Origin of the sequence: Pseudomonas sp. NPDC087358, from assembly GCF_044900785.1 — a bacterium.
GTDB lineage: Bacteria > Pseudomonadota > Gammaproteobacteria > Pseudomonadales > Pseudomonadaceae > Aquipseudomonas.
The window spans coordinates 177,190-199,682 of record NZ_JBJDOA010000005.1; the positions used below are offsets into that span (position 1 = coordinate 177,190).

Consider the following 22,493-nt stretch of genomic DNA (forward strand, 5'->3'; position numbering starts at 1 on the left):
CGACCACTGCAGATGAGGTTTGTTTGCACTTTTATCGTTTCAGGTGCGCTTCCACTGCACCTGAGTCACGCCCAGCCCTTCGGCGTAGAGCATGGCCAGGCGCAGAGGGCAGGCGGCAACGCTGCCGTCAAGGTTACCGACGCCTGCGTGCAGCGTCGCGAAATGCAACGCCTCGCTTTCGCAGAGGTGTCGTGCGTGGTGGGAAAAGTGCCGGAGCTCACCTAGGAAGCGGTAATGAATTTCAAAATCCTTAGAGTCATTCATCGTCATTGGCCTGTGGGCGTCGTGCACGCCGCTCTGGAGTTGAGTGCTTCTTCCTTATCTACCTGACAGGCTGATCGCCCAATGCATCGACAGTGCTGTCACTTCATATCGGCATCGGTACAGGCTTGGGCAAGCCGATGGCCTGGAACCGTGACGCCGTTTTTCTCTGCCTCAAACTGCTCCCTCACAGCGGGCTGCGAAGGGCCATCGACCGCTAGAGAATTGCATTGTTTGATGACGATTTGAACTGCGCGCCGATGAGCGGCAATGTGCCACATCTGTTTGGATGGAGCCGATAATCCGAAGTCCTGAGTCGTTTGCAAAGATCACGTTTTCGAGTGGATCAGCCGGACAATTGCGGGCGCTGAAGACGTTGAAGTTCGGCGCTGGAAAGGTTTTATTGTAAAGGGGCGATCTGATGGCCCGCTTGAACGTGTTTTTCTGAAAAAATGCTTCTTTTTCAGGTAATTCCGAACGAGGACATATGCGCAGAGTAGCGTTAAGCGTAGCGGCAATGGTGATGTTGATGGCGGCGCTGCCGGTCCAGGCCAGGGCCATCAGCAAGAACGATCAGCAGGTCTGCAAATGGGGCGCTGGCATGGCTGGCGCGGCGCAACAATCGAAGCTGTCCGGCACCACTTTGTACAGCGCGCGCAAGCACCTGCAGGCCCGTAAGTTTTCTCAGCCGTGGATGCGCAAGATGGCGGTGGGTATTACCGAACAGACTTACCACAGCCCCTCGCGGCTGAAGCCTGCTGCGGTCCGGCAGACGTATTACCAGGGTTGCATCCAGCACGATCTGGCGCGCAAGTAAGACTGCCCCTGGAGCTCCCAGCAGGGGCCATGCTTCAGGCGCCTGCCGATGAGTCGCTTTACCGGCTCGCGGGGCGCTTGAACCTTGATCGATTTGCGCGGCGGTCAGTGGCAGTTGCCGGCAAGACGATAATGCTCTGCTTCGGCGGCAGCGGCGTTATCGAACTCCACCCGGTTCTTTTCCGAGACAGCGTTATAGGACGGGCAATCCGGTCGATGGTAAACCATGGTTTTTTTGTTGCCACGAATGGCCACGGTCAGGTTTTTACCGCTGTCGTGATTGGCAGCCGGTGGTTTCATCGGATTGGGCAGCGTGCTCGTGACCGGAGCCGAGGCAACGGTCTGGCTACCTGCGCCGAAGCTGGCGCGGATAAAAACCGGCGCATGGTCGGACACGCTGTCGCGCGCCTGCGCGTGGGTCATGCCCAGGTATTTGGGATAGTCGAACACCTGGACATTGCTGACGCCGATCGCCGTGTTTTTGCTGACGAAAATATTGTCGTAAAGGTTGGCGAACTTGCCGTCCGTGGCCGACAGCGTGCTGGCCCCGGTGAGTACCAGCGGTTTTGCGCTGGCGTCCAGATTGTCCCAGGCGGGCGATGTCGGGGGCGTGTTGAAGTCACCCATCAACATGATCTGGTTATTGCCAGGGTAAGTCTCTTTCAGCCAGGCCCAGTAGCTGGACAGGGCGGTGATTTCCGAAGCGCGGTCAGCCTGGCTTTTGCCGTACAGGATATGCACCGTGGCGACCACGAACGTGGTGCCGTCCTTGAGTGACTTGAAGCGCGCAGAATAGGGTTCGCGCTCAAACGTGTCGTTGCGGTCCAGGTACGTCACTGCGCCGTCTTCGTAGGCCACGGCATCATCACGCCAGACAAATCCGTACATTTCCTTGTAGGACGATCGACCGACAGCGTGCGAGGCCATTGAGCTCCAGTGTTTGCCGGTCTGCCTGGTCAGTTCCTTGGCCAGCGCCTGCAAGGCGTCTTCGTTCATCAACTCCTGCACGGCAAGGAAGTCGACTTTCTGTGCCACCTTGGCGATGCCCTGAAAATCCTTGTTGGGTCTGACGCTCAAGTGCTCGAGGTTCCAGGTACCGATGTTGACGTCCGCCGAAGCGTTTTGCAGGAAAGATAAGACCAACAGCAATGAAGCAAAAAATCTGAGCATTGTTTTCCAACTACGGGCAGGTTGAAGCGCAGCAAGGCACGGTTCGGCCTCGCTGGCAGGGTGGGTTTTACAGGGCAAGCGCGTACCGAGCCTTGGAGCGACGGGCGGGTCGAATCAGTCTTCCCTGGGAACGGTCCAGAAAATCTGAACGCCGCCATCATCTCGCCACGCCAGGGTGACATTGTCGTTTTCGGCGATCTCTTCAAGCATTTGTGCCCAGTCATCTTCAAGCTCATCGGGCAGGCGAAAGATCAACGCCGAGCGCGACTTCTGCGCGGCAGGCGAGTTGATGATCTTTTGGATGCGAATGCCCATGCGTTCATAGGGACTGGGCAGGGCAGGGGCTGAAGCGGCGTTTTTAGACACGAAAGTGATCCCTTGTTTTAGCTGTATGCGCATACAGTATTTGACTGTGAGACCTTTCGCAACTCTGCAGTAGGGCAGATCCGAAAGAGCGTTCAACTCGTTGATATTTCCGAGCAATTTTGCATCAACGAACCAAAGTCATTTGAGTCGATCAGATTCGTTGTGGGCGAATCGGTTCGCGATGATCGAAAAAAAGGAGTCGGCATGAATATCAAAGGGTTGGGCCTTGCGGCGACGCTGGTTTGCTGCGCGCTACTGGCCGGATGCTCGACGGCCACCGTGGTTACCCTGCAAAACGGTACGCAGTACGTGACCAAGGATGCGCCGAAGACCAAAAGCAAAGATGGCTTTTATGAGTTCGAAGACATTTCCGGTAAAACCGTCAGGGTACGTGCCGACGAGGTAGCGACGGTCAAGAAGGAAGACTGAGTTTCATCAGCCTGACCGGTTGCCCGCCGTTCAGGCTGACGGGGGTGGGCGTGTGCTCGTTCAACGCCCAGGTATGGGTAGCGCGTGATGTGCACTGCGGCCCACAAGGGGGGATGACCTCCATCGCAAATGACAATCAGCAGGGCCAGGCTGTTGACAAAAGGCTCGACGATTCGCATAGTTTGGTTCACGCAAACGTTTGCGATTGTCGAGGGCTGTCATCTCGATGCGCATTCGGTGCCGATACAATAATCATAATGTCGGAGTGATTTCATGAAGCTGCCATTCGCTGCACGCCTTCTTGCTGTTGCCATGCTTACCGCTGGCGCTGTATCCCTGCCTCTCTCTTCTGCCTATGCCGACGATGCCAAGAAACCTGTCGTTGCGCTGGTGATGAAGTCCCTGGCCAACGAGTTCTTCCTGACTATGGAAGACGGCGCCAAGGACTACCAGAAACAACATTCCGCTGACTTCGATCTGATCTCCAACGGCATCAAGAACGAGTCGGACACCGCCGCGCAGATCGACATCGTCAACCAGATGATCGTCAAGAAAGTCGATGCGCTGGTCATCGCTCCCGCCGATTCCAAGGCGCTGGCATCGGTCATCAAAAAAGCGATGGATGCAGGCATCAAGGTCGTCAATATCGACAACCAGCTCGATGTCGACGTCCTGAAGAGCAAGAATATGGAAGTGCCGTTCGTAGGCCCGAATAATCGCAAGGGCGCCAAACTTGTCGGTGACTATCTGGCCAAGCAACTGACTGCGGGCGATCAGGTCGGCATCATTGAAGGCGTGCCGACCACCACCAACGCCCAACAGCGCACTGCCGGTTTCAAGGATGCGATGGACGGCGCGCAGATGAAAATCGTCTCCACTCAATCTGGTAACTGGGAAATCGACAAGGGCAACGCTGTAGCGTCGGCCATGCTCAACGAATACCCGAATCTCAAAGCGCTGCTGGCCGGTAACGACAGCATGGCGCTGGGCGCTGTATCGGCCGTGCGCGCTGCGGGTAAGGCAGGCAAAGTGCAGGTCGTCGGTTACGACAACATCAATGCCATCAAGCCGATGCTCAAGGACGGCCGCGTGCTCGCGACCGCTGACCAGTTTGCTGCCAGGCAGGCAGTGTTCGGCATCGATACCGCGCTGAAGATGGTCAAGGGCGACAAGCTCGACATCAAGGACGGTGTGATCGAGACCCCGGTCGAACTGGTCACCAAACCGCAATAACCCCGGTTTTCCTAGCACCCGTATAGACCGCCTGCCCGCAAGGGCAGGCGCGTGGAGAGCGTTATGTCAGCGTCTGCTCAGGCCGCTGTTCTATCTGTCAGCGGCATCGGCAAAACCTACGCCCAACCTGTTCTCGGTGACATCGACCTGACGCTGATGCGTGGGGAAGTGTTGGCGCTGACCGGTGAAAACGGCGCGGGTAAAAGCACTTTGTCCAAAATCATCGGCGGGTTGGTGACAGCCACCACCGGCCAGATGCAGTTTCACGGCCAGCCGTATACACCAGCCAGTCGTACCCAGGCTGAAAAGCTCGGCGTGCGGATGGTCATGCAGGAGCTGAATCTGCTGCCGACGCTGTCGGTGGCCGAAAATCTGTTCCTCGATAACCTGCCCAGCCGCGCCGGTTTCATCAACCGCAAAAAGCTGCGAGCGGACGCAATCAAGGCCATGGCTCAGGTCGGGCTGGAGGCCATTGATCCGGACACCCTGGTCAGCGAGTTGGGAATCGGTCATCAACAGATGGTCGAAATCGCCCGCAACCTGATCGGCGATTGCCACGTTTTGATTCTCGACGAGCCCACGGCCATGCTGACGGCCCGGGAAGTGGAAATGCTGTTCGAGCAGATCACCCGTCTGCAGGCTCGCGGCGTGTCCATCATTTATATCTCCCACCGCCTGGAAGAGCTGGCCCGCGTCGCTCAGCGCATTGCCGTGCTGCGTGACGGCAAGCTGGTGTGCGTCGACGCCATGGCCAACTACAACAGCGAGCAACTGGTGACGCTGATGGTCGGCCGCGAACTGGGCGAACAGATCGATCTGGGCGAGCGCCGGATAGGCAGCGTCGCCTTGTCTGTCAAAGGCTTGAGCCGTTCGGACAAGGTGCGCGATGTGTCATTTGATGTACGTGCCGGCGAGATCTTTGGTATTTCCGGTCTTATCGGCGCCGGCCGCACCGAGCTGCTGCGCCTGATCTACGGTGCCGATGCCGCTGACAGCGGTTCCATCGAGGTCGGCAGCCCGTTGCGCGCTGTGCGAATCAATTCGCCAGTGGATGCGGTGGGCCATGGCATTGCCTTGATCACCGAGGATCGCAAGGGTGAAGGCCTGCTGTTATCCCAGTCGATCAGCGCCAATATCGCCTTGGGCAACATGGCGGCGATTTCCCATGCCGGCGTGGTCGATGGCACAGCGCAAATGGCGTTGGCTAGACGCCAGGTCGATGCCATGCGCATTCGCAGCTCAAGCCCTACGCAGCTGGTGTCGGAGTTGTCCGGCGGTAACCAGCAGAAGGTGGTCATAGGCCGCTGGCTGGAACGCGACTGCCAGGTGATGCTGTTCGACGAACCGACTCGTGGCATCGACGTCGGGGCCAAATTCGATATCTATGCACTGCTTGGCGAACTGACCCGTCAGGGCAGGGCGCTGGTGGTGGTCTCCAGTGACCTGCGCGAATTGATGCTGATCTGCGACCGCATCGGGGTGCTCTCCGCCGGGCGTCTGATCGACACCTTTGAACGTGATAACTGGACTCAGGACGAGTTGCTTGCCGCAGCCTTCGCCGGCTATCAAAAACGTGACGCGCTGCTGTCTGACGCCGCGCCCAGGAACGACCAATGAAAACCTCTACTTCTCCTGCCGCGCTGCCTTCGCCGGGCAAACGCGGCGGCAACTATTTTGGCCTGGGAACCTACCTTGGCCTGGCAGGCGCCTTGCTGGCGATGATCGTGCTGTTCTCGCTGCTCAGTGACCACTTTCTGTCCTATGAAACCTTCAGCACCCTGGCCAACCAGATCCCCGATCTGATGGTGCTGGCCGTGGGCATGACCTTCATCCTGATCATTGGCGGTATCGACCTGTCCGTGGGTTCGGTATTGGCGCTGGCGGCATCGGCGGTCAGCGTGGCAATGCTCGGTTGGGGCTGGGGCGTACTGCCCTCGGCGCTGCTGGGCATGGCCTGCGCGACGGCAGCGGGCACCCTGACCGGCTCGATTACCGTGGCCTGGCGGATCCCGTCATTCATCGTCTCGCTGGGCGTTCTGGAGATGGCCCGCGGTGTGGCGTATCAACTGACCGATTCGCGCACCGCGTACATCGGTGACTCCTACGCCTGGCTGTCCAATCCCTTCGCCTTTGGCATTTCGCCGTCGTTCGTCATTGCGCTTCTGGTGATCTTCGCCGCTCAAGCGGTGCTCACCCGCACCGTGTTCGGTCGTTACCTGATCGGCATCGGCACCAACGAAGAAGCGGTGCGTCTGGCAGGGATCAATCCAAAGCCCTACAAGATCCTGGTGTTTTCGCTGATGGGGTTGCTGGCCGGCGTTGCTGCGCTGTTCCAGATCTCCCGTCTGGAAGCGGCCGACCCCAACGCCGGCTCCGGTCTGGAGCTGCAGGTCATCGCCGCTGTCGTGATCGGTGGTACCAGCCTGATGGGCGGGCGCGGTTCGGTGATCAGCACCTTCTTCGGCGTCTTGATCATCTCGGTACTGGCAGCGGGCCTGGCGCAGATCGGCGCGACCGAGCCGACCAAACGCATCATCACGGGCGCGGTGATCGTCGTTGCGGTTGTCCTCGACACCTACCGCAGCAATCGTGCAAGGCGGCGCGGCTGATATGGCCACCATCAAAGACGTCGCCGCCATTGCAGGAATTTCCTACACCACGGTGTCGCATGTTCTGAACAGGACACGACCGGTAAGTGACGAGGTGCGCAAGAAAGTCGAGGCTGCAATCGCTCAGCTAGACTACGTCCCCAGCGCCGTGGCGCGTTCGCTGAAGGCAAAATCCACGGCAACCATCGGGCTATTGATCCCCAACGGCATCAACCCCTACTTCGCCGAACTGGCCCGAGGCATCGAGGACTATTGCGAGCGTAACGGTTTCTGCGTGATTCTCTGCAACTCCGACGACAACCTGGACAAGCAACGCAACTACCTGCGCGTGTTGCTGGAAAAGCGCGTGGACGGTCTGATCGTGTCCTCGGTAGGCGGTGGTGACGATCTGGTCGAGAGCCTGATGGCGGTGCGCACGCCGATGGTCATCGTCGACCGTGATCTGGAAAACATCACCGCTGACCTGGTGCGCATCGACCATGAACTGGGCGCTTATCTGGCAACGTCCCACCTGCTGGAGCTGGGGCATCGTCACATTGCCTGCATCTGCGGTCCAGCTCAGACCAGCGTGGCGCGCATGCGCCTTGCCGGCTATCGGCGGGCGATGCAGCAAGCGGCCATCGAGGTGCCTGACAGCTGGATCGTGGAAAGCGACTTTACCGGTCCAAGTGGCTATCAGGCAGCGGTCAAACTGTTGGAGAACCAGCGCCCGACAGCGATTTTCGCGGCCAACGACATGGTCGGTATCGGCGTACTGCGCGCCGCCGCCGAGCGAAATGTACGAGTGCCTGCCGATCTCTCGGTTATCGGTTTCGATGATATTCAAATGAGTCAGTACGTTTATCCTGCGCTGACCACCGTGGGGCAGTCGATCCTGCAACTGGGCGAACGTGCGGCCGAGGTCCTGCTGCGGCGGATTTCGTCGCGCGGTGACGGCCCGGTGCAACAGTTGATCGTCGCCCCGAGTATCGTGCTGCGCGAATCCACCGCGCCGCCGACCAACGCATTCAACGAGTTTCGCTGAACCGGCCCTGGGGGTCGGACTGAAGAGTACAGACGTCATGCAAGCAAAAGTAGTGATAGTGGGCAGCCTGAACATGGATCTGGTGACGCGTGCGCCGCGCCTGCCACGGGCCGGCGAGACACTGGCCGGGCAATCGTTCGTGACCGTTCCGGGCGGCAAGGGCGCCAACCAGGCGGTGGCGGCGGCGCGTCTGGGTGCCAGTGTCGCCATGATCGGCTGCGTCGGTGATGATGCCTACGGGCAGCAACTGCGCTCGGCGCTGGAGGCCGAGGGCATTGATTGCCAGGCAGTGACCACTGTTTCGGGAGAATCCACGGGCGTTGCGCTGATCGTGGTCGATGACAGCAGTCAGAACGCTATCGTCATCGTCGCTGGCGGTAACGGCCACGTCAGTTCCAGCGTGGTGGACAGCTTCGATGCGCTGCTCAGTCAGGCCGAAGTCATCATCTGTCAGCTGGAAGTGCCGATGGACACCGTCGGCCATGTGCTCAAGCGCGGCCATGAACTGGGCAAGACGGTCATTCTCAATCCGGCCCCCGCCAGCCATCCATTACCGGCCCAGTGGCATGCCTGGATCGATTACCTGATTCCTAATGAAAGCGAAGCCACTGCGCTGACAGGGCTGCCGGTCGACAGCGTGGCAAGCGCCGACGCCGCAGCCACCGTGCTGCTGGGCGCCGGTGTCGGCAAAGTCATCGTGACCCTGGGTGAGCAGGGCGCCTTGTTCGCCAGCCAGGCCCGGTCCGAGCATTTCCCGGCCCCGACAGTCAAACCTGTGGACACCACGGCTGCGGGCGACACGTTCGTCGGCGGCTTCGCTGCGGCCCTGGCACAAGGCAAGTCAGAGTCTGAAGCCATCCGTTTCGGGCAGATCGCCGCGGCGCTGTCTGTCACTCGTTCCGGCGCTCAGCCGTCCATTCCGACCGTCAATGAAGTTCAGAGCTATCAGCCATGAAAAAAACTCCTCTGCTCAACATCGCCTTGTCTCGCGTCATTGCCTCTCTGGGCCATGGCGACATTCTGATGATCGTTGACGCCGGTATGCCTGTGCCCTCGGGCGTGGAGCTTATCGATCTGGCCGTGACCCATGGCATCCCGGACTTTGTCGGGGTGCTGAACACCGTGCTGGCCGAAATGCAGGTGGAGAGCCACGTACTGGCGGACGAGATGCGCGATAGACAGCCTCCGGCGCTGGCCGTGCTCGACCAGCTTAACGCTGCCGGCAGTCTTGGCAGCCAGCGTCTGCTCAGTCATGAAGCCTTGAAGCAACTGAGCCGCAGCGCCCGGGCGATTGTGCGCACGGGCGAGTGTCAGCCCTACACCAACATCGCGCTGGTAGCAGGTGTGGTTTTCTGATCACAGCGCGCCTTACCCACGAGACAGGGAGTTTCCTATGCAGTCATGCCGCCATTTCGTCGTTCACCTGATCAGGAGCATTGCACTGTTGGCCATTTTTTCCGCGACGGCGGCCCAGGCAGCCGAAAAACGCGACCTGATCATCGACACCGATCCGGGCGCAGATGACGTGGTGGCGCTGTTGCTCGCGCTGGCGTCTCCTGAAGAGCTGAACGTCATGGCCATCACCACCGTGGCAGGCAATGTGCGAATCGACAAGACCTCGCGCAATGCTCGTCTGGCTCGGGAATGGGCAGGGCGCGAAGACGTCCCGGTGTATGCCGGTGCCGGCAAGCCGCTGGTGCGCACCCCGATTTATGCCGAGAACATCCACGGTAAGGAAGGGTTGCCGGGCGTTGAAGTGCATGAGCCCTCCCAGGGACTGGCCAAGGGCAGTGCGGTGCAGTATCTGGTCGATACGCTGAGCAAGGCGGCGCCGCACAGCATCACCATCGCCATGCTCGGGCCGCAGACCAACCTGGCGCTGGCACTGATTCAGGCGCCTGAGATCACTCAAGGCATCAAGGAAGTGGTGGTCATGGGCGGGGCGCATTTCAACGGCGGTAACATCACCCCGGTCGCTGAATTCAATCTCTATGCCGATCCTGATGCGGCCAAGGTGGTACTGGCCAGTGGAGTCAGGCTGACCTATGTGCCGCTGGACGTCACTCACAAGGTGCTGACCAGCGATCAACGCATCAAGCAGATCGAGGCGCTGAACAATCAGGCCGGCAGGCTGGTGAGCTCAATCCTGAATGAATACGTCAAGGCGGACATGATCCAGTACGGGCTGCCGGGTGGTCCTGTGCATGATGCCAGCGTGATTGCCTGGCTGCTCAACCCGGGGCTGTTCAGCGGCAAGCAGGTCAATCTGGTGATCGACAATCGCGAGGGGCCGGGCATGGGGCAGACCATCGCTGACTGGTACGACACGCTGGGTCAGAACAAAAACGTCTTCTGGGTCGAGAGCGGCGATGCCCAGGGCTTCTTCGACCTGCTGACGCAACGCCTGGCGCGCTTGAAGTAAATCCCCTCAGGCGCTGCTCAGTGTCTCGGTCCAGTAACGCACAAAGACCTGCTCCATGAAACTCTGGGCGCCTTTGGTGCCCAGTTCCTTGACCAGCAAGTCGATCGCGATGATGGCCAGTTCCTCGGCGCTGCCGGGGCTATGAGCGCAATGCCCCTGTGGCCACTTGGCCTTGATGTCGGCATCGATGGATACGATTGACATGACTGTTGTTTCCCCTCAGAAAATTGCTGATCCTGGCATCGATACCCGTGTTTGAGCCTCCGGGCAGGGCGCAGTAAAGCATCTTGTCCGGTTTTTCGCACTGCTACTTAGGCATCACGACGCACCCATGCCAGAATTGCCGGCCCACATTCAGGACCACTTCCGTGTCTATCGACCTGACCGAGCCTCAATCCTTCACCCTCGACGCCGTGCGACAGATGATCGCAGGTGCCAACGACAATGTGCACAACCAGCTGCGAGTCAGCCGCGAGGGCAAGGCCTGGCTATCCACCCATGCTGTGGGAGGCGTCGACATCGATGGTGTGCTGTTCCGTCTCGAGACCTGGGCCGCAGGCTCCGGTTGTGTCGGGCCTGTGGCAGCCAGCGACGCGGTGTGGGTCATGCAGATCTACAACGCACTGCGGGACAACTGGACCCATCCACGTTCCGATTATGTGGATATCTACTAGCCAGGTACTGCTCAGACGGTGTTTCCAAACGTTTTGTGACGATTTCTCTGCCCTGAGGGATAGGCGCTCGGGCAGACTCCTGGGCTTTCGACAACGCACGATCGCCGAACTTTGCCTGCTGGTGGCGAAACCAAGCCGGTCAACCGCTGTCGCAGAGGTTCTGGTTCACGTTTAACAAAGGAGGCTGTATGCCCTGGAAATACGCATCATCGGCTCTGGTTCTGGTCGCGGCATTGCTGGCCGGTTGCAGCAGCACACCCGAATCGTCGACGTCGGCCGAGAGCGCTGCGGCGACCGATACCGGTCAGTCCCGTTGTGATGCCGCCGCTGCACAATTTGCAGTCGGCAAACCGGCCTCGCCAGCCCTGCTGGAACAGGCCCGCGTCAAGTCGGGTGCTCAAACGGCCAGGGTGCTGGGTCCAAATGACATGGTCACCCTTGAGTACCGTTCTGATCGCTTGAATCTCAATACCGACCAGGCCGCCACGGTGAATCGCGTCAACTGCGGCTGATCACTTTTCTGCAGGCATAAAAAAACCCCGTCAATGACGGGGTTCTTTCAGTACGCTCGGATTACTCCGCGCGAACCTGAGCGGCTTGCATGCCCTTTTGGCCTTTCTCAGCCACGAAGGAAACAGTCTGGCCTTCTTTCAGGCTTTTGAAACCGTCGGATTCGATAGCCTTGAAGTGTACGAACAGGTCGTCACCGCCACCCTGTGGAGTGATAAAGCCGAAGCCTTTTTCATCGTTGAACCATTTTACGGTGCCGGTTTGGCGATTAGACATGGTGTATCTCCAGAAACATAATTTTCAGTAGTGCTGTGCTGCTCAGGCCAACTGGGCACACGGGGGCTATCATAGTCGAATTGTGCGAATGCTGGACTTTTTCAGTAAGAACTTTGCACCAGTGCCGCAAATATTTGACCGCAAATGAGCCGCTGGCGGTCCTTTTGCTGCGTTCGAAAGGCGCTGCAGACACTCCTGTCGAGCCGTCGAAACCCGCGAATTACGCGGGCTTCAGTGGTGACGCCGCAGGCCCTGATATGAGCTGCCGCGTCCCCTGGGGAGCGGAATGTAAATTTTTTATTTTTTGCCCTTCAGGCAATTTTCGCCCACTGCTTTTTGCAGGCGAGAGGTCATTTCGGCACTCGGAGGCGTCGCTTTGTCATTCAACGTCGCGATTTCCTTGTCTGAAAAATTCTTGTTGATCTGTTGAGCGCCGCACTCGCAATGAGCTTTTACAGCGGCGGCATCCATCCCGGGATTTTTCTGCACCGCCGCAGCGCTGCATTCGCTCATGTAGGACGTTTTGGTTTTTGCATCCATGGCGGCATGTGCGCTGATCGGAAGCGCCAACGCCAGCGGGGCGAGGAGGGCGGCAACACGTAGAAGTTTCATGGTGGTTTCCTTCTTGTCGGTGGGGCCCGCCATGAGCGGGCCTTGATCGCAGGTTTCCGATTATCTGACGACGCAGGGATGTGCCAGTTCAGTGTCTGTACGATTCCCGCTGCAATGGTCCCCGGCTTTATTGGGCAGAGGTTGCAGGTTGCCTGACGTAGAGCCGTTCAGCTGTGCTAGGATGCGCGTCCTGCAGATTCTCTCGCGTCTCGCGGGCCTGGTTTTTGCCCGGTGCACTATCTTTCGTTTTTGTAAATTCCAGTCACTCTGGTTCGGTCAAACGGTTGGCCTTCGGGCTCCTGCCACTGTGAGGCGGGTACACCACCGAATCGCGTACTGGCTCTATCCCAACCCACGTGACCTTTGGTAGGGGTCACCACTAGGAGAGGAGGCGCCATGCCAACTATTACTCTTCCCGATGGCAGTCAACGTTCTTTCGATCACCCGGTTTCCGTAGCCGAGGTTGCACTTTCCATTGGTGCTGGCCTGGCAAAAGCCACGGTGGCCGGCAAGGTCAACGGTCAACTGGTCGATGCCAGTGACATCATTGACGCCGACGCGAGCCTGCAAATCATCACCCCCAAGGATCAGGACGGCCTGGAGATCATTCGTCACTCCTGCGCGCACTTGGTCGGCCATGCGGTCAAGCAGCTGTACCCGACTGCGAAGATGGTCATCGGTCCGGTCATCGATGACGGCTTCTATTACGATATCGCCTACGAGCGCCCGTTCACGCCTGATGACATGGCGGCGATCGAGCAGCGCATGCAGCAGCTGATCGAAAAAGATTACGACGTCATCAAGAAAGTCACTCCGCGCGCCGAAGTGATCGAAGTGTTCAAGGCCCGCGGCGAGGACTACAAGCTGCGCCTGGTCGAGGACATGCCGAATGAAAAGGCCATGGGCCTTTACTATCACGAAGAATACGTCGACATGTGCCGTGGTCCGCACGTGCCCAATACTCGCTTTCTCAAGTCCTTCAAGCTGACCAAGCTGTCCGGCGCCTACTGGCGTGGCGACGCGAAAAACGAACAGTTGCAACGTGTGTACGGGACTGCCTGGGCCGACAAGAAGCAGCTGGCGGCGTATATCCAGCGCATCGAAGAGGCCGAGAAACGCGATCACCGCAAGATCGGCAAGCGTCTGGGCTTGTTCCACACCCAGGAAGAAGCGCCGGGCATGGTGTTCTGGCACCCCAACGGCTGGACCCTGTATCAAGTGCTTGAGCAGTACATGCGCAAGGTGCAGCGCGAAAACGGTTATCTGGAGATCAAGACTCCCCAGGTGGTCGACCGCTCGTTGTGGGAAAAGTCCGGGCACTGGGCGAACTACGCCGAAAACATGTTCACCACTGAGTCGGAGAGCCGCGATTACGCCATCAAGCCGATGAACTGCCCGTGCCATGTGCAGGTGTTCAATCAAGGCCTGAAGAGCTACCGCGAGCTGCCGATGCGTCTGGCCGAGTTCGGTGCGTGCCATCGCAACGAGCCGTCGGGTGCGTTGCACGGCATCATGCGCGTGCGTGCCTTTACTCAGGACGACGCTCACATCTTCTGCACCGAAGAGCAGATGCAGGCTGAATCCGCCGCTTTCATCAAGCTGACCATGGATGTCTACGCCGACTTCGGCTTCAAGGACATCGAAATGAAGCTGTCGACTCGCCCTGAAAAGCGCGTCGGCTCCGATGATCTGTGGGATCGCGCGGAATCTGCGCTGGCCGCAGCACTTGATAGCGCAGGCCTGCCGTATGATCTGCAGCCGGGCGAAGGCGCGTTCTACGGTCCGAAAATCGAATTTTCCCTCAAGGATTGCTTGGGTCGCGTGTGGCAATGCGGTACATTGCAGCTCGATTTCAACCTGCCAATCCGTTTGGGTGCCGAATTTGTTACGGAAGACAACGGGCGCAAGCATCCGGTCATGTTGCACCGTGCAATTCTCGGTTCTTTCGAGCGTTTCATCGGAATTCTGATCGAGCACTACGAAGGTGCATTCCCTGCGTGGCTGGCTCCAACTCAGGCAGTGATCATGAATATCACTGATAAGCAGGCAGAATTTGCCCTTGAGGTGGAAAAAACACTGGCAGAAAGCGGATTTCGTGCCAAGTCCGACTTGAGAAATGAAAAGATCGGCTTTAAAATCCGCGAGCATACTTTGCTCAAGGTTCCCTATCTCCTCGTTATCGGAGATCGGGAGGTTGAAACGCAAACTGTCGCTGTGCGTACCCGTGAAGGCGCAGACCTTGGCTCGATGCCGGTCGCCCAATTTTCCGAGTTCCTCGCACAAGCGGTTTCCCGGCGTGGTCGCCAAGATTCGGAGTAATTATTATTAAGCGTGAAATGAGACAAGATAAACGAGCTGCACCGAAGGCCCCGATCAACGAGAATATCTCGGCACGCGAGGTTCGGTTAATTGGCGCTGACGGCGAGCAGGTTGGCATCGTCTCGATTGATGAAGCGCTTCGTATTGCTGAAGAAGCCAAGCTTGATCTGGTAGAGATCTCTGCCGACGCAGTACCGCCGGTCTGTCGTGTGATGGACTACGGTAAGTCGATCTTCGAGAAGAAGAAGCAGGTTGCTGCGGCGAAGAAGAACCAGAAGCAGATTCAGGTTAAAGAAATCAAGTTTCGTCCAGGGACGGAGGAAGGGGATTACCAGGTAAAACTACGCAACCTGGTACGTTTCCTGAGTGACGGGGACAGGGCCAAGGTATCCTTGAGATTCCGCGGCCGTGAGATGGCCCACCAGGAGCTGGGGATGGAGCTGTTGAAGCGGGTTGAAGCCGACCTGCTAGAATACGGCGCCGTCGAGCAGCATCCTAAGATGGAAGGACGCCAGCTGATCATGGTCATCGCCCCGAAAAAGAAGAAATAACCACCAGGGCACGGCAGGCCTTGCGGTTATGTTTATCAACTGAATGCGGAGTATCCGAACATGCCAAAGATGAAGACTAAAAGTGGTGCAGCTAAGCGGTTTCTGAAAACCGCGAATGGCATCAAGCACAAACACGCTTTCAAGAGCCACATTCTGACCAAAATGTCGACCAAGCGTAAGCGTCAACTGCGCGGAAGCAGCCTGCTGCATCCGTCCGACGTCGCAAAAGTCGAGCGCATGCTGCGCCTTCGTTAATTTTGATCAAGAATAGAGGAAGTAACTCATGGCTCGTGTAAAGCGTGGCGTCATTGCCCGTAAGCGTCACAAAAAAATTCTGAAACTTGCTAAAGGCTACTACGGCGCGCGTTCACGCGTATTCCGTGTTGCCAAGCAAGCTGTAAACAATGCAGGCCAATACGCCTACCGTGACCGTCGTCAGAAAAAACGTCAGTTCCGCGCTCTGTGGATCGCTCGTATCAACGCTGGTGCGCGTATCAACGGTCTGTCTTACAGCCGTTTCATCGCTGGCCTGAAAAAAGCGTCGATCGAAATCGACCGTAAGGTTCTGGCTGATCTGGCAGTGAACGAAAAAGCGGCGTTTGCTGCGATTGTCGAGAAAGCTAAAGCCACTCTGGCCTAAGTCCCCGGCAATCACCGGACCCCGCTCGGGGTTCGGTGTTAAACGTCATAAATAGGGGAAGAGCCTTTTAAGCTCTTCCCCTATTTCGTATCTGGAGTCTGTACATGGAAAACCTGGACGCGCTGGTCTCTCAAGCACTTGAGGCTGTGCAAAGCGCCGAAGATATCAACGCCCTGGAGCAAATCCGGGTTCACTACCTCGGCAAGAAGGGTGAATTGACTCAGGTGATGAAGACCCTGGGGAATTTGCCGGCTGAAGAGCGTCCGCAGGTCGGGGCGCTGATCAACGTTGCCAAGGAGCGTGTCACAGAGGTTCTCAATGCTCGCAAGGCGTCGTTTGAGCAGGCGGACCTTGCCGCCAAACTCGCCGCCGAGTCGATTGACGTGACCTTGCCTGGCCGCGGACAGACCACAGGCGGTCTGCATCCGGTCACCCGGACTCTGGAACGTATCGAACAGTTCTTCACCCACATCGGCTACGGCATCGCCGAAGGTCCAGAGGTCGAAGACGATTACCACAACTTCGAGGCGCTCAACATCCCAGGCCACCACCCGGCCCGGTCGATGCACGACACCTTCTATTTCAACGCAAACATGCTGCTGCGCACCCATACCTCTCCGGTTCAGGTTCGCACCATGGAATCGAACAAGCCGCCTATCCGGATTGTCTGCCCAGGCCGCGTGTACCGTAGTGACTCCGATATTACTCACTCTCCGATGTTCCATCAGGTCGAAGGCCTGCTGGTCGACCGCGATATCAATTTCGCCGACCTCAAGGGCACCATCGAAGAGTTCCTGCGCGTGTTCTTTGAAAAAGAGCTGGCAGTGCGTTTCCGCCCATCCTACTTCCCGTTCACCGAGCCCTCGGCCGAAGTCGACATGGAATGCGTGATGTGCAGCGGCAAAGGCTGTCGTGTCTGCAAACAGACCGGCTGGCTGGAAGTCATGGGCTGCGGCATGGTTCACCCCAATGTGTTGCGCATGTCCGGCATCGATCCGGAAGAGTTCCAGGGCTTTGCCTTCGGCATGGGCGCAGAACGTCTGGCCATGCTGCGTTACGGCGTCAATGATTTGCGCCTGTTCTTCGACAACGACTTGCGGTTCCTCGCGCAGTTTCGCTAGGGACACCGTGCGAACCGCCAACAGGCAGGTGTCGCGCAGCAACCGGGTCGTAGGTCCGTGACGAATAGATTTAGGAGAGCAGGATGAAATTCAGTGAACAGTGGTTGCGCGGCTGGGTAAGCCCGCAAGTCTCCCGTGACGAGCTGGTCGCTCGTCTGTCGATGGCCGGCCTTGAGGTCGATAGCGTGACCCCGGCTGCCGGTATTTTCAGCGGGGTGGTGGTCGGCGAAGTGTTGAGCACTGAGCAGCACCCGGACGCTGACAAGCTGCGCGTTTGTCAGGTCAGCAATGGCTCGGAAACCTTTCAGGTGGTCTGTGGCGCGCCGAACGTGCGCCCGGGTCTGAAGATTCCGTTCGCCATGATCGGTGCCGAACTGCCTGGCGACTTCAAGATCAAGAAAGCCAAGCTGCGTGGGGCCGAGTCCAACGGCATGCTGTGTTCCCAGGCGGAGTTGCAGGTTGGCGAGGGCAATGACGGCTTGATGGAACTGCCGGCCGATGCCCCAGTAGGGACCGATCTGCGTGTCTATCTGGAGCTCGATGACGCCAGCATCGAAGTCGACCTGACCCCGAACCGTGGCGACTGCCTGTCCGTCGCCGGTCTGGCGCGCGAGGTCGGCGCACTCTACGACGCCAAGGTCGTGCGCCCGCAGGTCAGCGTCGTTCCGGCCGTCCATGATGAAGTCCGCAGCGTCGAAGTATTGGCTTCGGCTGCGTGCCCACGTTATCTGGGTCGCGTCATTCGTAACGTTGATCTGTCGCGCCCGACGCCTTTATGGATGGTCGAGCGCCTGCGTCGTTCCGACGTGCGCAGCATCGACGCTGCCGTCGACATCACCAACTACGTGATGCTTGAGCTTGGCCAGCCGCTGCATGCCTTCGATCTTGCCGAAATCAACGGCGGCATCCGCGTGCGCATGGCAGAAGAGGGCGAGAAGCTGGTTCTGCTCGACGGCCAGGAAGTCAGCCTGCGTGCCGATACCCTGGTCATTGCCGACCACCAGCGCGCCTTGGCCATCGCCGGTGTCATGGGCGGTGAGCACAGCGGCGTCAACACTGCGACCACCCGCGACCTATTCCTGGAAAGTGCCTTCTTCGACCAGATCGCGGTTGCGGGAAAGGCGCGTTCCTATGGCCTGCATACCGACGCTTCGCACCGCTACGAGCGAGGCGTGGACTGGCAACTGGCCCGCGAAGCCATGGAGCGTGCGACCGGCCTGCTGCTGGAGATCACCGGCGGCGAAGCCGGTCCGATCATCGAAACTGTCAGCGAGCAACACCTGCCGTCGATTGCACCCGTCACCCTGCGTGCCGATCGTATCGAGCAGATGCTTGGCATGAAAATGGATTCGGCCGAAGTCGAGCGTTTGCTCACCGGGCTGGGTCTGAATGTCTCCTCGCAAGCGGCCGGTCAGTGGCAGGTCGAGGTGCCAAGCCATCGTTTCGACATTTCCCTGGAAGTCGACCTGATTGAAGAGCTGGCGCGACTGTACGGCTACAACCGCCTGCCGGTTCGTTACCCGCAAGCGCGTCTGGCGCCACAAGCGCGTACCGAAGCTCAGAGCGATTTGCCCGCGCTGCGCCGGTTGCTGGTCGCGCGGGGTTATCAGGAGGCGATTACCTACAGCTTCATCGATCAGAAGTGGTTTGAACTGTTCAGCCCTGGCGTCGAGCCGCTGCTGCTGGCGAACCCGATTTCCGCCGACATGTCAGCCATGCGTTCTTCGTTGTGGCCAGGTCTGGTCAAGGCGCTGCAGCACAACCTCAATCGTCAACAGGACCGCGTACGTCTGTTCGAAAGTGGTTTGCGCTTTGTCGGCCAACTGGAAGGTTTGAAACAAGAGCCTATGCTGGCAGGTGTGATCTGCGGCAGTCGCTTGCCTGAAGGTTGGGCGCAAGGGCGTGATGCGGTGGACTTCTTCGACGTCAAGGCCGACGTGGAAGCCGTCCTGGGTTTCGCGGGTGCACTGGATGATTTCCGTTTCGCCCCCGGCCAGCACCCGGCGCTGCATCCAGGCCAGACTGCCTTGATCGAACGTGACGGTCGTGAAGTCGGCTATCTCGGCGCGCTGCACCCGGAGCTGGCCAAGACCCTGGGTCTGGATCGTCCGGTGTTCGTTTTCGAGCTGGTTCTGGCGGACGTCGCCAAAGGTCGCTTGCCCAAGTTCCACGAGTTGTCGCGCTTCCCGGAGGTTCGTCGTGACCTGGCATTGCTGGCGGATCTGGAGGTCGCAGCCACTGCGGTACTGGACGTTATCCGTGAAAATGCAGGGGAATGGCTCACAGACCTCAGGCTATTTGATGTTTATCAGGGTAAAGGCATTGATCCTCATAGAAAAAGCCTTGCGGTTGGCTTGACCTGGCAACATCCATCGCGCACTCTTACTGACGATGAGGTAAACGCTTCGACGCAGCAAATTCTCACCTCGCTAGAGGAAAGGTTAAACGCCACGTTAAGGAAGTAGCGTATGGGGGCTCTGACGAAAGCTGAGATGGCCGAACGTCTGTACGAAGAGCTAGGCCTGAATAAACGAGAAGCCAAGGAACTGGTTGAGCTGTTCTTTGAGGAAATCAGGCACGCTCTGGAAGATAACGAGCAGGTCAAATTGTCCGGATTCGGCAATTTTGATTTGCGAGATAAACGCCAGCGACCGGGTCGAAATCCCAAGACAGGGGAAGAAATTCCGATTACAGCTCGCCGTGTGGTCACCTTTCGCCCAGGGCAGAAATTGAAGGCCCGAGTTGAGGCTTATGCTGGAACCAAGTCATAACGACGAGCTACCGCCCATTCCCGGCAAACGCTACTTCACCATTGGTGAAGTCAGCGAGCTCTGCGCGGTCAAACCGCACGTTCTGCGTTATTGGGAACAGGAATTTCCTCAACTCAACCCGGTCAAGCGCCGCGGAAACCGTCGATATTATCAGCGCCAGGACGTGCTGATGATCCGACAGATCCGCGCGCTGCTGTACGACCAAGGCTTCACCATCGGTGGCGCGCGATTGCGCATGTCCAGCGATGAGGTCAAGGACGATTCCCTGCAATACAAGCAGCTGATCCGGCAGATGATTGCCGAGCTGGAAGACGTGCTGATTGTGCTGCGCAAATAACGCATCTCAATCAAAATACTTCCATCATTCAAACGCTTAGGGTATATTTCTCGACGCTTTCACAAGAAGCAGATCACGCCTAGTCGGGGCGTAGCGCAGTCCGGTAGCGCACTAGCATGGGGTGCTAGGGGTCGAGTGTTCGAATCACTCCGTCCCGACCATATTTTGTAAAGGGAATCAGCCACTTACAGGTTTGATTCCCTTTTTCATTTCCGGCTTGCGCAACAGCCGCGCAAAACTGGCGCAAAACTAACCGGCGATTTCGCTGATATCGAGGTCCGGAACGGCGTCTGACCAGACCACCTCCGCATGCTCCTTCTGATAGTTTTTCGTCATCTCCTCGCTGGCGTGCCCGGCGATCTTTTGCCCATCTTTTCCGGCTTTCTTGTACAGGTGCAACGACAGCGCCCTGACTTCGTGGAAGCCCGGCATCTCTTCTTCCTTCCAGCCCTTGTAACAATCCGCCGCCTCTTTGGCCTCCTTGAACGCTTTGGTCGGCAAGTGGACCCACGTCCTACTGGCTGACCTGGTGATGGCCGACGACGATCATCGTGCCTGCCGGTTTCACCACCGACTTTGCCAGCATCAAGGTGCTGCACAACGCCTTCCTGTTCGTGGTGTTCGTGCTGTTCGCGCTGGTGTCTGGCTACGGCAACTACGCGGCGACCGTGCACGACTGGCTGTACACGACTGGCGGGGTAAGCCCAAAGGATGCCGATGCCGTGTTGTACCGCGCGCTGCGCGCTGAGAGCGTTGCCCGATGGCGGGCCTGGCTCTTAGAGACTTCTCACCGATCAGTCAGGACATAGTCGCCATCCAGCAGATCCGTGAGCGCGGCGCGCTGGCGGACATCATCGTCGGCCGCGTTGCCACCGCGTTGACAAGGTTTTGAACATTTGGCCGAGTTTGCCAGGTGCTGGTTATGGGCAGCGCGAGCACAAGCTCGACGATCTGCTGGCGCGCGACCGGGCGGCTGGCGGCAGTCAGGCATGAGCGATAGTAGAAAAGCCATCAGCGGCGGCCTTGGCCAAGTCGAAGTTGCCACGCATTAGGTGCTCGACGAACTGGCGACTGGCAGGCTGAGAAACTAATGATCCGACGACAGCTGCGCTATCCCAAGGCATTCGGCGACAGACGTGAACCGTCCGTCCCGGCAGAGCCATCTCGTCATGAAAGAATAACCGGTCGCAAATCCTGCAAGATAAGCAACTGTTTCTCGGTTTCCGCGTTTATTTCGGGCTGCGGCCTGAGCTCGTGTCTCATCTTTGTATTTTGTGGAGACCAAAGAAGCGATTAGAACGGCGACAACTACGTAGAAAAGGCTGACCAATACGAGCTTGGAGATCATGGAAATGAGGACTTTCCACGCCGAATCGTTTATTACAAAAGCTGTGAAGCCTGAGAATGCTACCCACACGATGCCTAGCCCGAGCACGACCGAGATAGTCAGGGCATCGGGCAGTTCTAGCCAAGCCATGAGTCCATAAGCGGCACCTGCAGCAAGCGGCAGTGAGTTTGTGATCAAGGCATCGGTATAGTTCGTGTAGATCGAGAGCTGTCCTTTGTGGTGAAGAACCATTGAGGCACCGGTTACACACAACAGTCCTATGGCGATGTATTTCCATAGCGGTCCGTCCCAAAACCCTGGGGCCTTCACTTGGGCCTTAGTGGCAGGCAGGCTGGCGCTGGGGCCAGTAAATTCTTTCGAATAGCTATTGGAAGTGGGAACTGGCTTGGTTGGGGGGACGGAGGGACGGGGCACCTGGGCAACCGGGGTGGTAGGCGCCGCCTCAATCTGGTTGCTATGGGGGCGGACAGCCGGCTGGGGTGTCGATGCAGTCGCCGCCGGGAGCGCGACGACCGTGGCCGCTCTAGGTTCGTTTTGCGGATAGTTTCTTAACAGCGCGATTCGTTCCGACATAGCTCTGTCGACGCATTTTTGAACCGTGCAAGCGTCGCGCGTTTGAATCCATTCCAGTTGCGATGCTTTCAAGGCCGGTTTGTCTTCAGCGTCGTTCATCGCCTTCTTGTACTCATCAGACAGAATCTTGTCCATTCCGGACAGATACCCATCCCGACAGATTTCTTTTTCCGCGAAAGTTGTGGCTTTGGTGCAATCGAAGCTCGCCGCAGGCACTGCAGCCGAAACGAGAAGCAGGCCCAGAAAAAGAAAACGCCCTAGCATCGGTAGATCTCCGTGAAACCGTGAATAGCGATTTCAAGGTTTTCGGCCTCTGCAGGGTTAACTTTAAGATGTCTTTGGAAACATCGTTCCGGCCCAAGACCAGCGCGAGCACACACTAGAGGATCTACTGGCGCGGTATACAGGCAGCCGGCGGTACCCTCGCAGCT

General features: G+C 58.2%; 27 protein-coding genes, 1 tRNA gene and 1 pseudogene. 21 read left to right on the forward strand and 8 right to left on the reverse strand.

Features of this window, described 5'->3' with window-relative positions:
* Positions 1–39: 39 nt before the first annotated feature.
* Entirely contained in the window at positions 40–264 is a 225-nt protein-coding gene (locus ACI2KS_RS13680) for a DUF6555 family protein (protein WP_404621023.1), read from the reverse strand.
* Between the two features lie 484 nt (positions 265–748).
* Between ACI2KS_RS13680 and ACI2KS_RS13685 the strand changes: the two genes are divergently transcribed.
* Positions 749–1,078 carry a hypothetical protein gene (locus ACI2KS_RS13685; protein ID WP_404621025.1) on the forward strand — a complete coding sequence of 110 codons (330 nt, stop codon included), beginning with the start codon at positions 749–751 and terminating at the stop codon, positions 1,076–1,078.
* A gap of 104 nt (positions 1,079–1,182) precedes the next feature.
* Here the strand turns inward: ACI2KS_RS13685 and ACI2KS_RS13690 are convergent, their stop codons facing one another.
* Positions 1,183–2,247, reverse strand: a complete 1,065-nt coding sequence (locus tag ACI2KS_RS13690; RefSeq protein WP_404621027.1) for an endonuclease/exonuclease/phosphatase family protein — start codon at positions 2,245–2,247, stop codon at positions 1,183–1,185.
* Positions 2,248–2,361: 114 nt separating this feature from the next.
* Entirely contained in the window at positions 2,362–2,646 is a 285-nt protein-coding gene (locus tag ACI2KS_RS13695; protein ID WP_404621607.1) for a DUF1654 domain-containing protein, read from the reverse strand.
* A gap of 171 nt (positions 2,647–2,817) precedes the next feature.
* Between ACI2KS_RS13695 and ACI2KS_RS13700 the strand changes: the two genes are divergently transcribed.
* The 8 genes from ACI2KS_RS13700 (at position 2,818) to ACI2KS_RS13735 (ending at position 10,330) form a co-directional block, all read left to right on the forward strand.
* Positions 2,818–3,042, forward strand: coding sequence for a YgdI/YgdR family lipoprotein (locus ACI2KS_RS13700; RefSeq protein ID WP_404621029.1), 225 nt, complete (start codon positions 2,818–2,820; stop codon positions 3,040–3,042).
* 273 nt (positions 3,043–3,315) lie between these two features.
* On the forward strand, positions 3,316–4,275 hold the full coding sequence (locus ACI2KS_RS13705) for a sugar ABC transporter substrate-binding protein (RefSeq protein ID WP_404621031.1): 960 nt from the start codon (positions 3,316–3,318) through the stop codon (positions 4,273–4,275).
* Between the two features lie 63 nt (positions 4,276–4,338).
* Complete coding sequence (locus tag ACI2KS_RS13710; protein WP_404621032.1) at positions 4,339–5,892, forward strand: sugar ABC transporter ATP-binding protein; 1,554 nt, start codon at positions 4,339–4,341, stop codon at positions 5,890–5,892.
* Positions 5,889–6,884: an ABC transporter permease gene (locus ACI2KS_RS13715; protein WP_404621034.1), complete on the forward strand. Its 996-nt coding sequence runs from the start codon at positions 5,889–5,891 to the stop codon at positions 6,882–6,884. Before ACI2KS_RS13710 ends, ACI2KS_RS13715 begins: the two co-directional genes overlap by 4 nt.
* A gap of 1 nt (position 6,885) precedes the next feature.
* Positions 6,886–7,908: a LacI family DNA-binding transcriptional regulator gene (locus tag ACI2KS_RS13720; protein WP_404621036.1), complete on the forward strand. Its 1,023-nt coding sequence runs from the start codon at positions 6,886–6,888 to the stop codon at positions 7,906–7,908.
* Between the two features lie 37 nt (positions 7,909–7,945).
* Positions 7,946–8,863, forward strand: a complete 918-nt coding sequence (gene rbsK, locus ACI2KS_RS13725; RefSeq protein ID WP_404621038.1) for a ribokinase — start codon at positions 7,946–7,948, stop codon at positions 8,861–8,863.
* On the forward strand, positions 8,860–9,264 hold the full coding sequence (gene rbsD, locus ACI2KS_RS13730; protein ID WP_404621040.1) for a D-ribose pyranase: 405 nt from the start codon (positions 8,860–8,862) through the stop codon (positions 9,262–9,264). Before rbsK ends, rbsD begins: the two co-directional genes overlap by 4 nt.
* Before the next feature lie 37 nt (positions 9,265–9,301).
* Entirely contained in the window at positions 9,302–10,330 is a 1,029-nt protein-coding gene (locus ACI2KS_RS13735; RefSeq protein ID WP_404621042.1) for a nucleoside hydrolase, read from the forward strand.
* A gap of 6 nt (positions 10,331–10,336) precedes the next feature.
* Here the strand turns inward: ACI2KS_RS13735 and ACI2KS_RS13740 are convergent, their stop codons facing one another.
* On the reverse strand, positions 10,337–10,534 hold the full coding sequence (locus ACI2KS_RS13740) for a hypothetical protein (RefSeq protein ID WP_404621044.1): 198 nt from the start codon (positions 10,532–10,534) through the stop codon (positions 10,337–10,339).
* Positions 10,535–10,698: 164 nt separating this feature from the next.
* Between ACI2KS_RS13740 and ACI2KS_RS13745 the strand changes: the two genes are divergently transcribed.
* Together ACI2KS_RS13745 and ACI2KS_RS13750 are read left to right on the forward strand one after the other, a co-directional pair.
* On the forward strand, positions 10,699–11,004 hold the full coding sequence (locus ACI2KS_RS13745; RefSeq protein WP_404621046.1) for a hypothetical protein: 306 nt from the start codon (positions 10,699–10,701) through the stop codon (positions 11,002–11,004).
* Between the two features lie 188 nt (positions 11,005–11,192).
* Complete coding sequence (locus ACI2KS_RS13750) at positions 11,193–11,516, forward strand: I78 family peptidase inhibitor (RefSeq protein WP_404621048.1); 324 nt, start codon at positions 11,193–11,195, stop codon at positions 11,514–11,516.
* Positions 11,517–11,577: 61 nt separating this feature from the next.
* Here ACI2KS_RS13750 and ACI2KS_RS13755 read toward each other — a convergent pair whose 3' ends face one another.
* Together ACI2KS_RS13755 and ACI2KS_RS13760 are read right to left on the reverse strand one after the other, a co-directional pair.
* Positions 11,578–11,790: a cold-shock protein gene (locus ACI2KS_RS13755; protein ID WP_007905882.1), complete on the reverse strand. Its 213-nt coding sequence runs from the start codon at positions 11,788–11,790 to the stop codon at positions 11,578–11,580.
* Between the two features lie 297 nt (positions 11,791–12,087).
* A complete protein-coding gene (locus ACI2KS_RS13760; RefSeq protein WP_404621050.1) occupies positions 12,088–12,402 on the reverse strand; it encodes a hypothetical protein in 315 nt (104 codons plus the stop codon).
* Positions 12,403–12,798: 396 nt separating this feature from the next.
* Here ACI2KS_RS13760 and thrS point away from each other — a divergent pair, with 396 nt between their 5' ends.
* The 9 genes from thrS to ACI2KS_RS13805 all read left to right on the forward strand — a co-directional run bounded on the left by thrS (position 12,799) and on the right by ACI2KS_RS13805 (position 20,302).
* Positions 12,799–14,721 carry a threonine--tRNA ligase gene (gene thrS / locus ACI2KS_RS13765; RefSeq protein WP_404621052.1) on the forward strand — a complete coding sequence of 641 codons (1,923 nt, stop codon included), beginning with the start codon at positions 12,799–12,801 and terminating at the stop codon, positions 14,719–14,721.
* Entirely contained in the window at positions 14,721–15,272 is a 552-nt protein-coding gene (gene infC, locus ACI2KS_RS13770; protein WP_404621609.1) for a translation initiation factor IF-3, read from the forward strand. The genes thrS and infC overlap by 1 nt, the downstream gene beginning before the upstream one ends.
* Before the next feature lie 60 nt (positions 15,273–15,332).
* Positions 15,333–15,527 (forward strand): 50S ribosomal protein L35, encoded by a 195-nt coding sequence (rpmI, locus tag ACI2KS_RS13775; RefSeq protein ID WP_002553160.1) that lies wholly within the window; start codon positions 15,333–15,335, stop codon positions 15,525–15,527.
* Positions 15,528–15,555: 28 nt separating this feature from the next.
* Complete coding sequence (rplT, locus tag ACI2KS_RS13780) at positions 15,556–15,912, forward strand: 50S ribosomal protein L20 (protein WP_404621054.1); 357 nt, start codon at positions 15,556–15,558, stop codon at positions 15,910–15,912.
* 104 nt (positions 15,913–16,016) lie between these two features.
* Complete coding sequence (gene pheS, locus ACI2KS_RS13785) at positions 16,017–17,033, forward strand: phenylalanine--tRNA ligase subunit alpha (protein ID WP_404621056.1); 1,017 nt, start codon at positions 16,017–16,019, stop codon at positions 17,031–17,033.
* An 83-nt stretch (positions 17,034–17,116) separates the two neighbouring features.
* The gene (gene pheT, locus ACI2KS_RS13790; RefSeq protein WP_404621058.1) at positions 17,117–19,498 is read left to right on the forward strand and encodes a phenylalanine--tRNA ligase subunit beta; all 2,382 of its coding nucleotides are present in this window, start codon (positions 17,117–17,119) and stop codon (positions 19,496–19,498) included.
* A 3-nt stretch (positions 19,499–19,501) separates the two neighbouring features.
* Entirely contained in the window at positions 19,502–19,804 is a 303-nt protein-coding gene (gene ihfA / locus ACI2KS_RS13795) for an integration host factor subunit alpha (protein ID WP_002553164.1), read from the forward strand.
* Positions 19,785–20,141, forward strand: a complete 357-nt coding sequence (locus ACI2KS_RS13800) for a MerR family transcriptional regulator (RefSeq protein ID WP_404621061.1) — start codon at positions 19,785–19,787, stop codon at positions 20,139–20,141. The genes ihfA and ACI2KS_RS13800 overlap by 20 nt, the downstream gene beginning before the upstream one ends.
* 84 nt (positions 20,142–20,225) lie before the next feature.
* Positions 20,226–20,302, forward strand: a tRNA-Pro gene (locus ACI2KS_RS13805).
* A gap of 88 nt (positions 20,303–20,390) precedes the next feature.
* On the opposite strand, the pseudogene ACI2KS_RS13810 reads toward ACI2KS_RS13805, so the two are convergent.
* Positions 20,391–20,636, reverse strand: a pseudogene (locus ACI2KS_RS13810) (integrase); the annotation flags it as partial.
* Positions 20,637–20,692: 56 nt separating this feature from the next.
* Between ACI2KS_RS13810 and ACI2KS_RS13815 the strand changes: the two are divergent.
* Positions 20,693–20,950, forward strand: coding sequence for a DUF1353 domain-containing protein (locus tag ACI2KS_RS13815; RefSeq protein ID WP_404621063.1), 258 nt, complete (start codon positions 20,693–20,695; stop codon positions 20,948–20,950).
* A 278-nt stretch (positions 20,951–21,228) separates the two neighbouring features.
* On the opposite strand, the gene ACI2KS_RS13820 is transcribed toward ACI2KS_RS13815, so the two are convergent.
* Positions 21,229–22,326, reverse strand: coding sequence for a lysozyme inhibitor LprI family protein (locus tag ACI2KS_RS13820; RefSeq protein WP_404621065.1), 1,098 nt, complete (start codon positions 22,324–22,326; stop codon positions 21,229–21,231).
* Positions 22,327–22,493 lie beyond the last annotated feature (167 nt).

Bases quoted from the DNA above. Each gene is read 5' to 3' on its own strand.
- ACI2KS_RS13680 (WP_404621023.1), bottom strand. From the start codon at position 264: ATGAATGACTCTAAGGATTTTGAAATTCATTACCGCTTCCTAGGTGAG.
- ACI2KS_RS13685 (WP_404621025.1), top strand. From the start codon at position 749: ATGCGCAGAGTAGCGTTAAGCGTAGCGGCAATGGTGATGTTGATGGCG.
- ACI2KS_RS13690 (WP_404621027.1), bottom strand. From the start codon at position 2,247: ATGCTCAGATTTTTTGCTTCATTGCTGTTGGTCTTATCTTTCCTGCAA.
- ACI2KS_RS13695 (WP_404621607.1), bottom strand. From the start codon at position 2,646: ATGCGCATACAGCTAAAACAAGGGATCACTTTCGTGTCTAAAAACGCC.
- ACI2KS_RS13700 (WP_404621029.1), top strand. From the start codon at position 2,818: ATGAATATCAAAGGGTTGGGCCTTGCGGCGACGCTGGTTTGCTGCGCG.
- ACI2KS_RS13705 (WP_404621031.1), top strand. From the start codon at position 3,316: ATGAAGCTGCCATTCGCTGCACGCCTTCTTGCTGTTGCCATGCTTACC.
- ACI2KS_RS13710 (WP_404621032.1), top strand. From the start codon at position 4,339: ATGTCAGCGTCTGCTCAGGCCGCTGTTCTATCTGTCAGCGGCATCGGC.
- ACI2KS_RS13715 (WP_404621034.1), top strand. From the start codon at position 5,889: ATGAAAACCTCTACTTCTCCTGCCGCGCTGCCTTCGCCGGGCAAACGC.
- ACI2KS_RS13720 (WP_404621036.1), top strand. From the start codon at position 6,886: ATGGCCACCATCAAAGACGTCGCCGCCATTGCAGGAATTTCCTACACC.
- rbsK (WP_404621038.1), top strand. From the start codon at position 7,946: ATGCAAGCAAAAGTAGTGATAGTGGGCAGCCTGAACATGGATCTGGTG.
- rbsD (WP_404621040.1), top strand. From the start codon at position 8,860: ATGAAAAAAACTCCTCTGCTCAACATCGCCTTGTCTCGCGTCATTGCC.
- ACI2KS_RS13735 (WP_404621042.1), top strand. From the start codon at position 9,302: ATGCAGTCATGCCGCCATTTCGTCGTTCACCTGATCAGGAGCATTGCA.
- ACI2KS_RS13740 (WP_404621044.1), bottom strand. From the start codon at position 10,534: ATGTCAATCGTATCCATCGATGCCGACATCAAGGCCAAGTGGCCACAG.
- ACI2KS_RS13750 (WP_404621048.1), top strand. From the start codon at position 11,193: ATGCCCTGGAAATACGCATCATCGGCTCTGGTTCTGGTCGCGGCATTG.
- ACI2KS_RS13755 (WP_007905882.1), bottom strand. From the start codon at position 11,790: ATGTCTAATCGCCAAACCGGCACCGTAAAATGGTTCAACGATGAAAAA.
- ACI2KS_RS13760 (WP_404621050.1), bottom strand. From the start codon at position 12,402: ATGAAACTTCTACGTGTTGCCGCCCTCCTCGCCCCGCTGGCGTTGGCG.
- thrS (WP_404621052.1), top strand. From the start codon at position 12,799: ATGCCAACTATTACTCTTCCCGATGGCAGTCAACGTTCTTTCGATCAC.
- rpmI (WP_002553160.1), top strand. From the start codon at position 15,333: ATGCCAAAGATGAAGACTAAAAGTGGTGCAGCTAAGCGGTTTCTGAAA.
- rplT (WP_404621054.1), top strand. From the start codon at position 15,556: ATGGCTCGTGTAAAGCGTGGCGTCATTGCCCGTAAGCGTCACAAAAAA.
- pheS (WP_404621056.1), top strand. From the start codon at position 16,017: ATGGAAAACCTGGACGCGCTGGTCTCTCAAGCACTTGAGGCTGTGCAA.
- pheT (WP_404621058.1), top strand. From the start codon at position 17,117: ATGAAATTCAGTGAACAGTGGTTGCGCGGCTGGGTAAGCCCGCAAGTC.
- ihfA (WP_002553164.1), top strand. From the start codon at position 19,502: ATGGGGGCTCTGACGAAAGCTGAGATGGCCGAACGTCTGTACGAAGAG.
- ACI2KS_RS13800 (WP_404621061.1), top strand. From the start codon at position 19,785: ATGCTGGAACCAAGTCATAACGACGAGCTACCGCCCATTCCCGGCAAA.
- ACI2KS_RS13820 (WP_404621065.1), bottom strand. From the start codon at position 22,326: ATGCTAGGGCGTTTTCTTTTTCTGGGCCTGCTTCTCGTTTCGGCTGCA.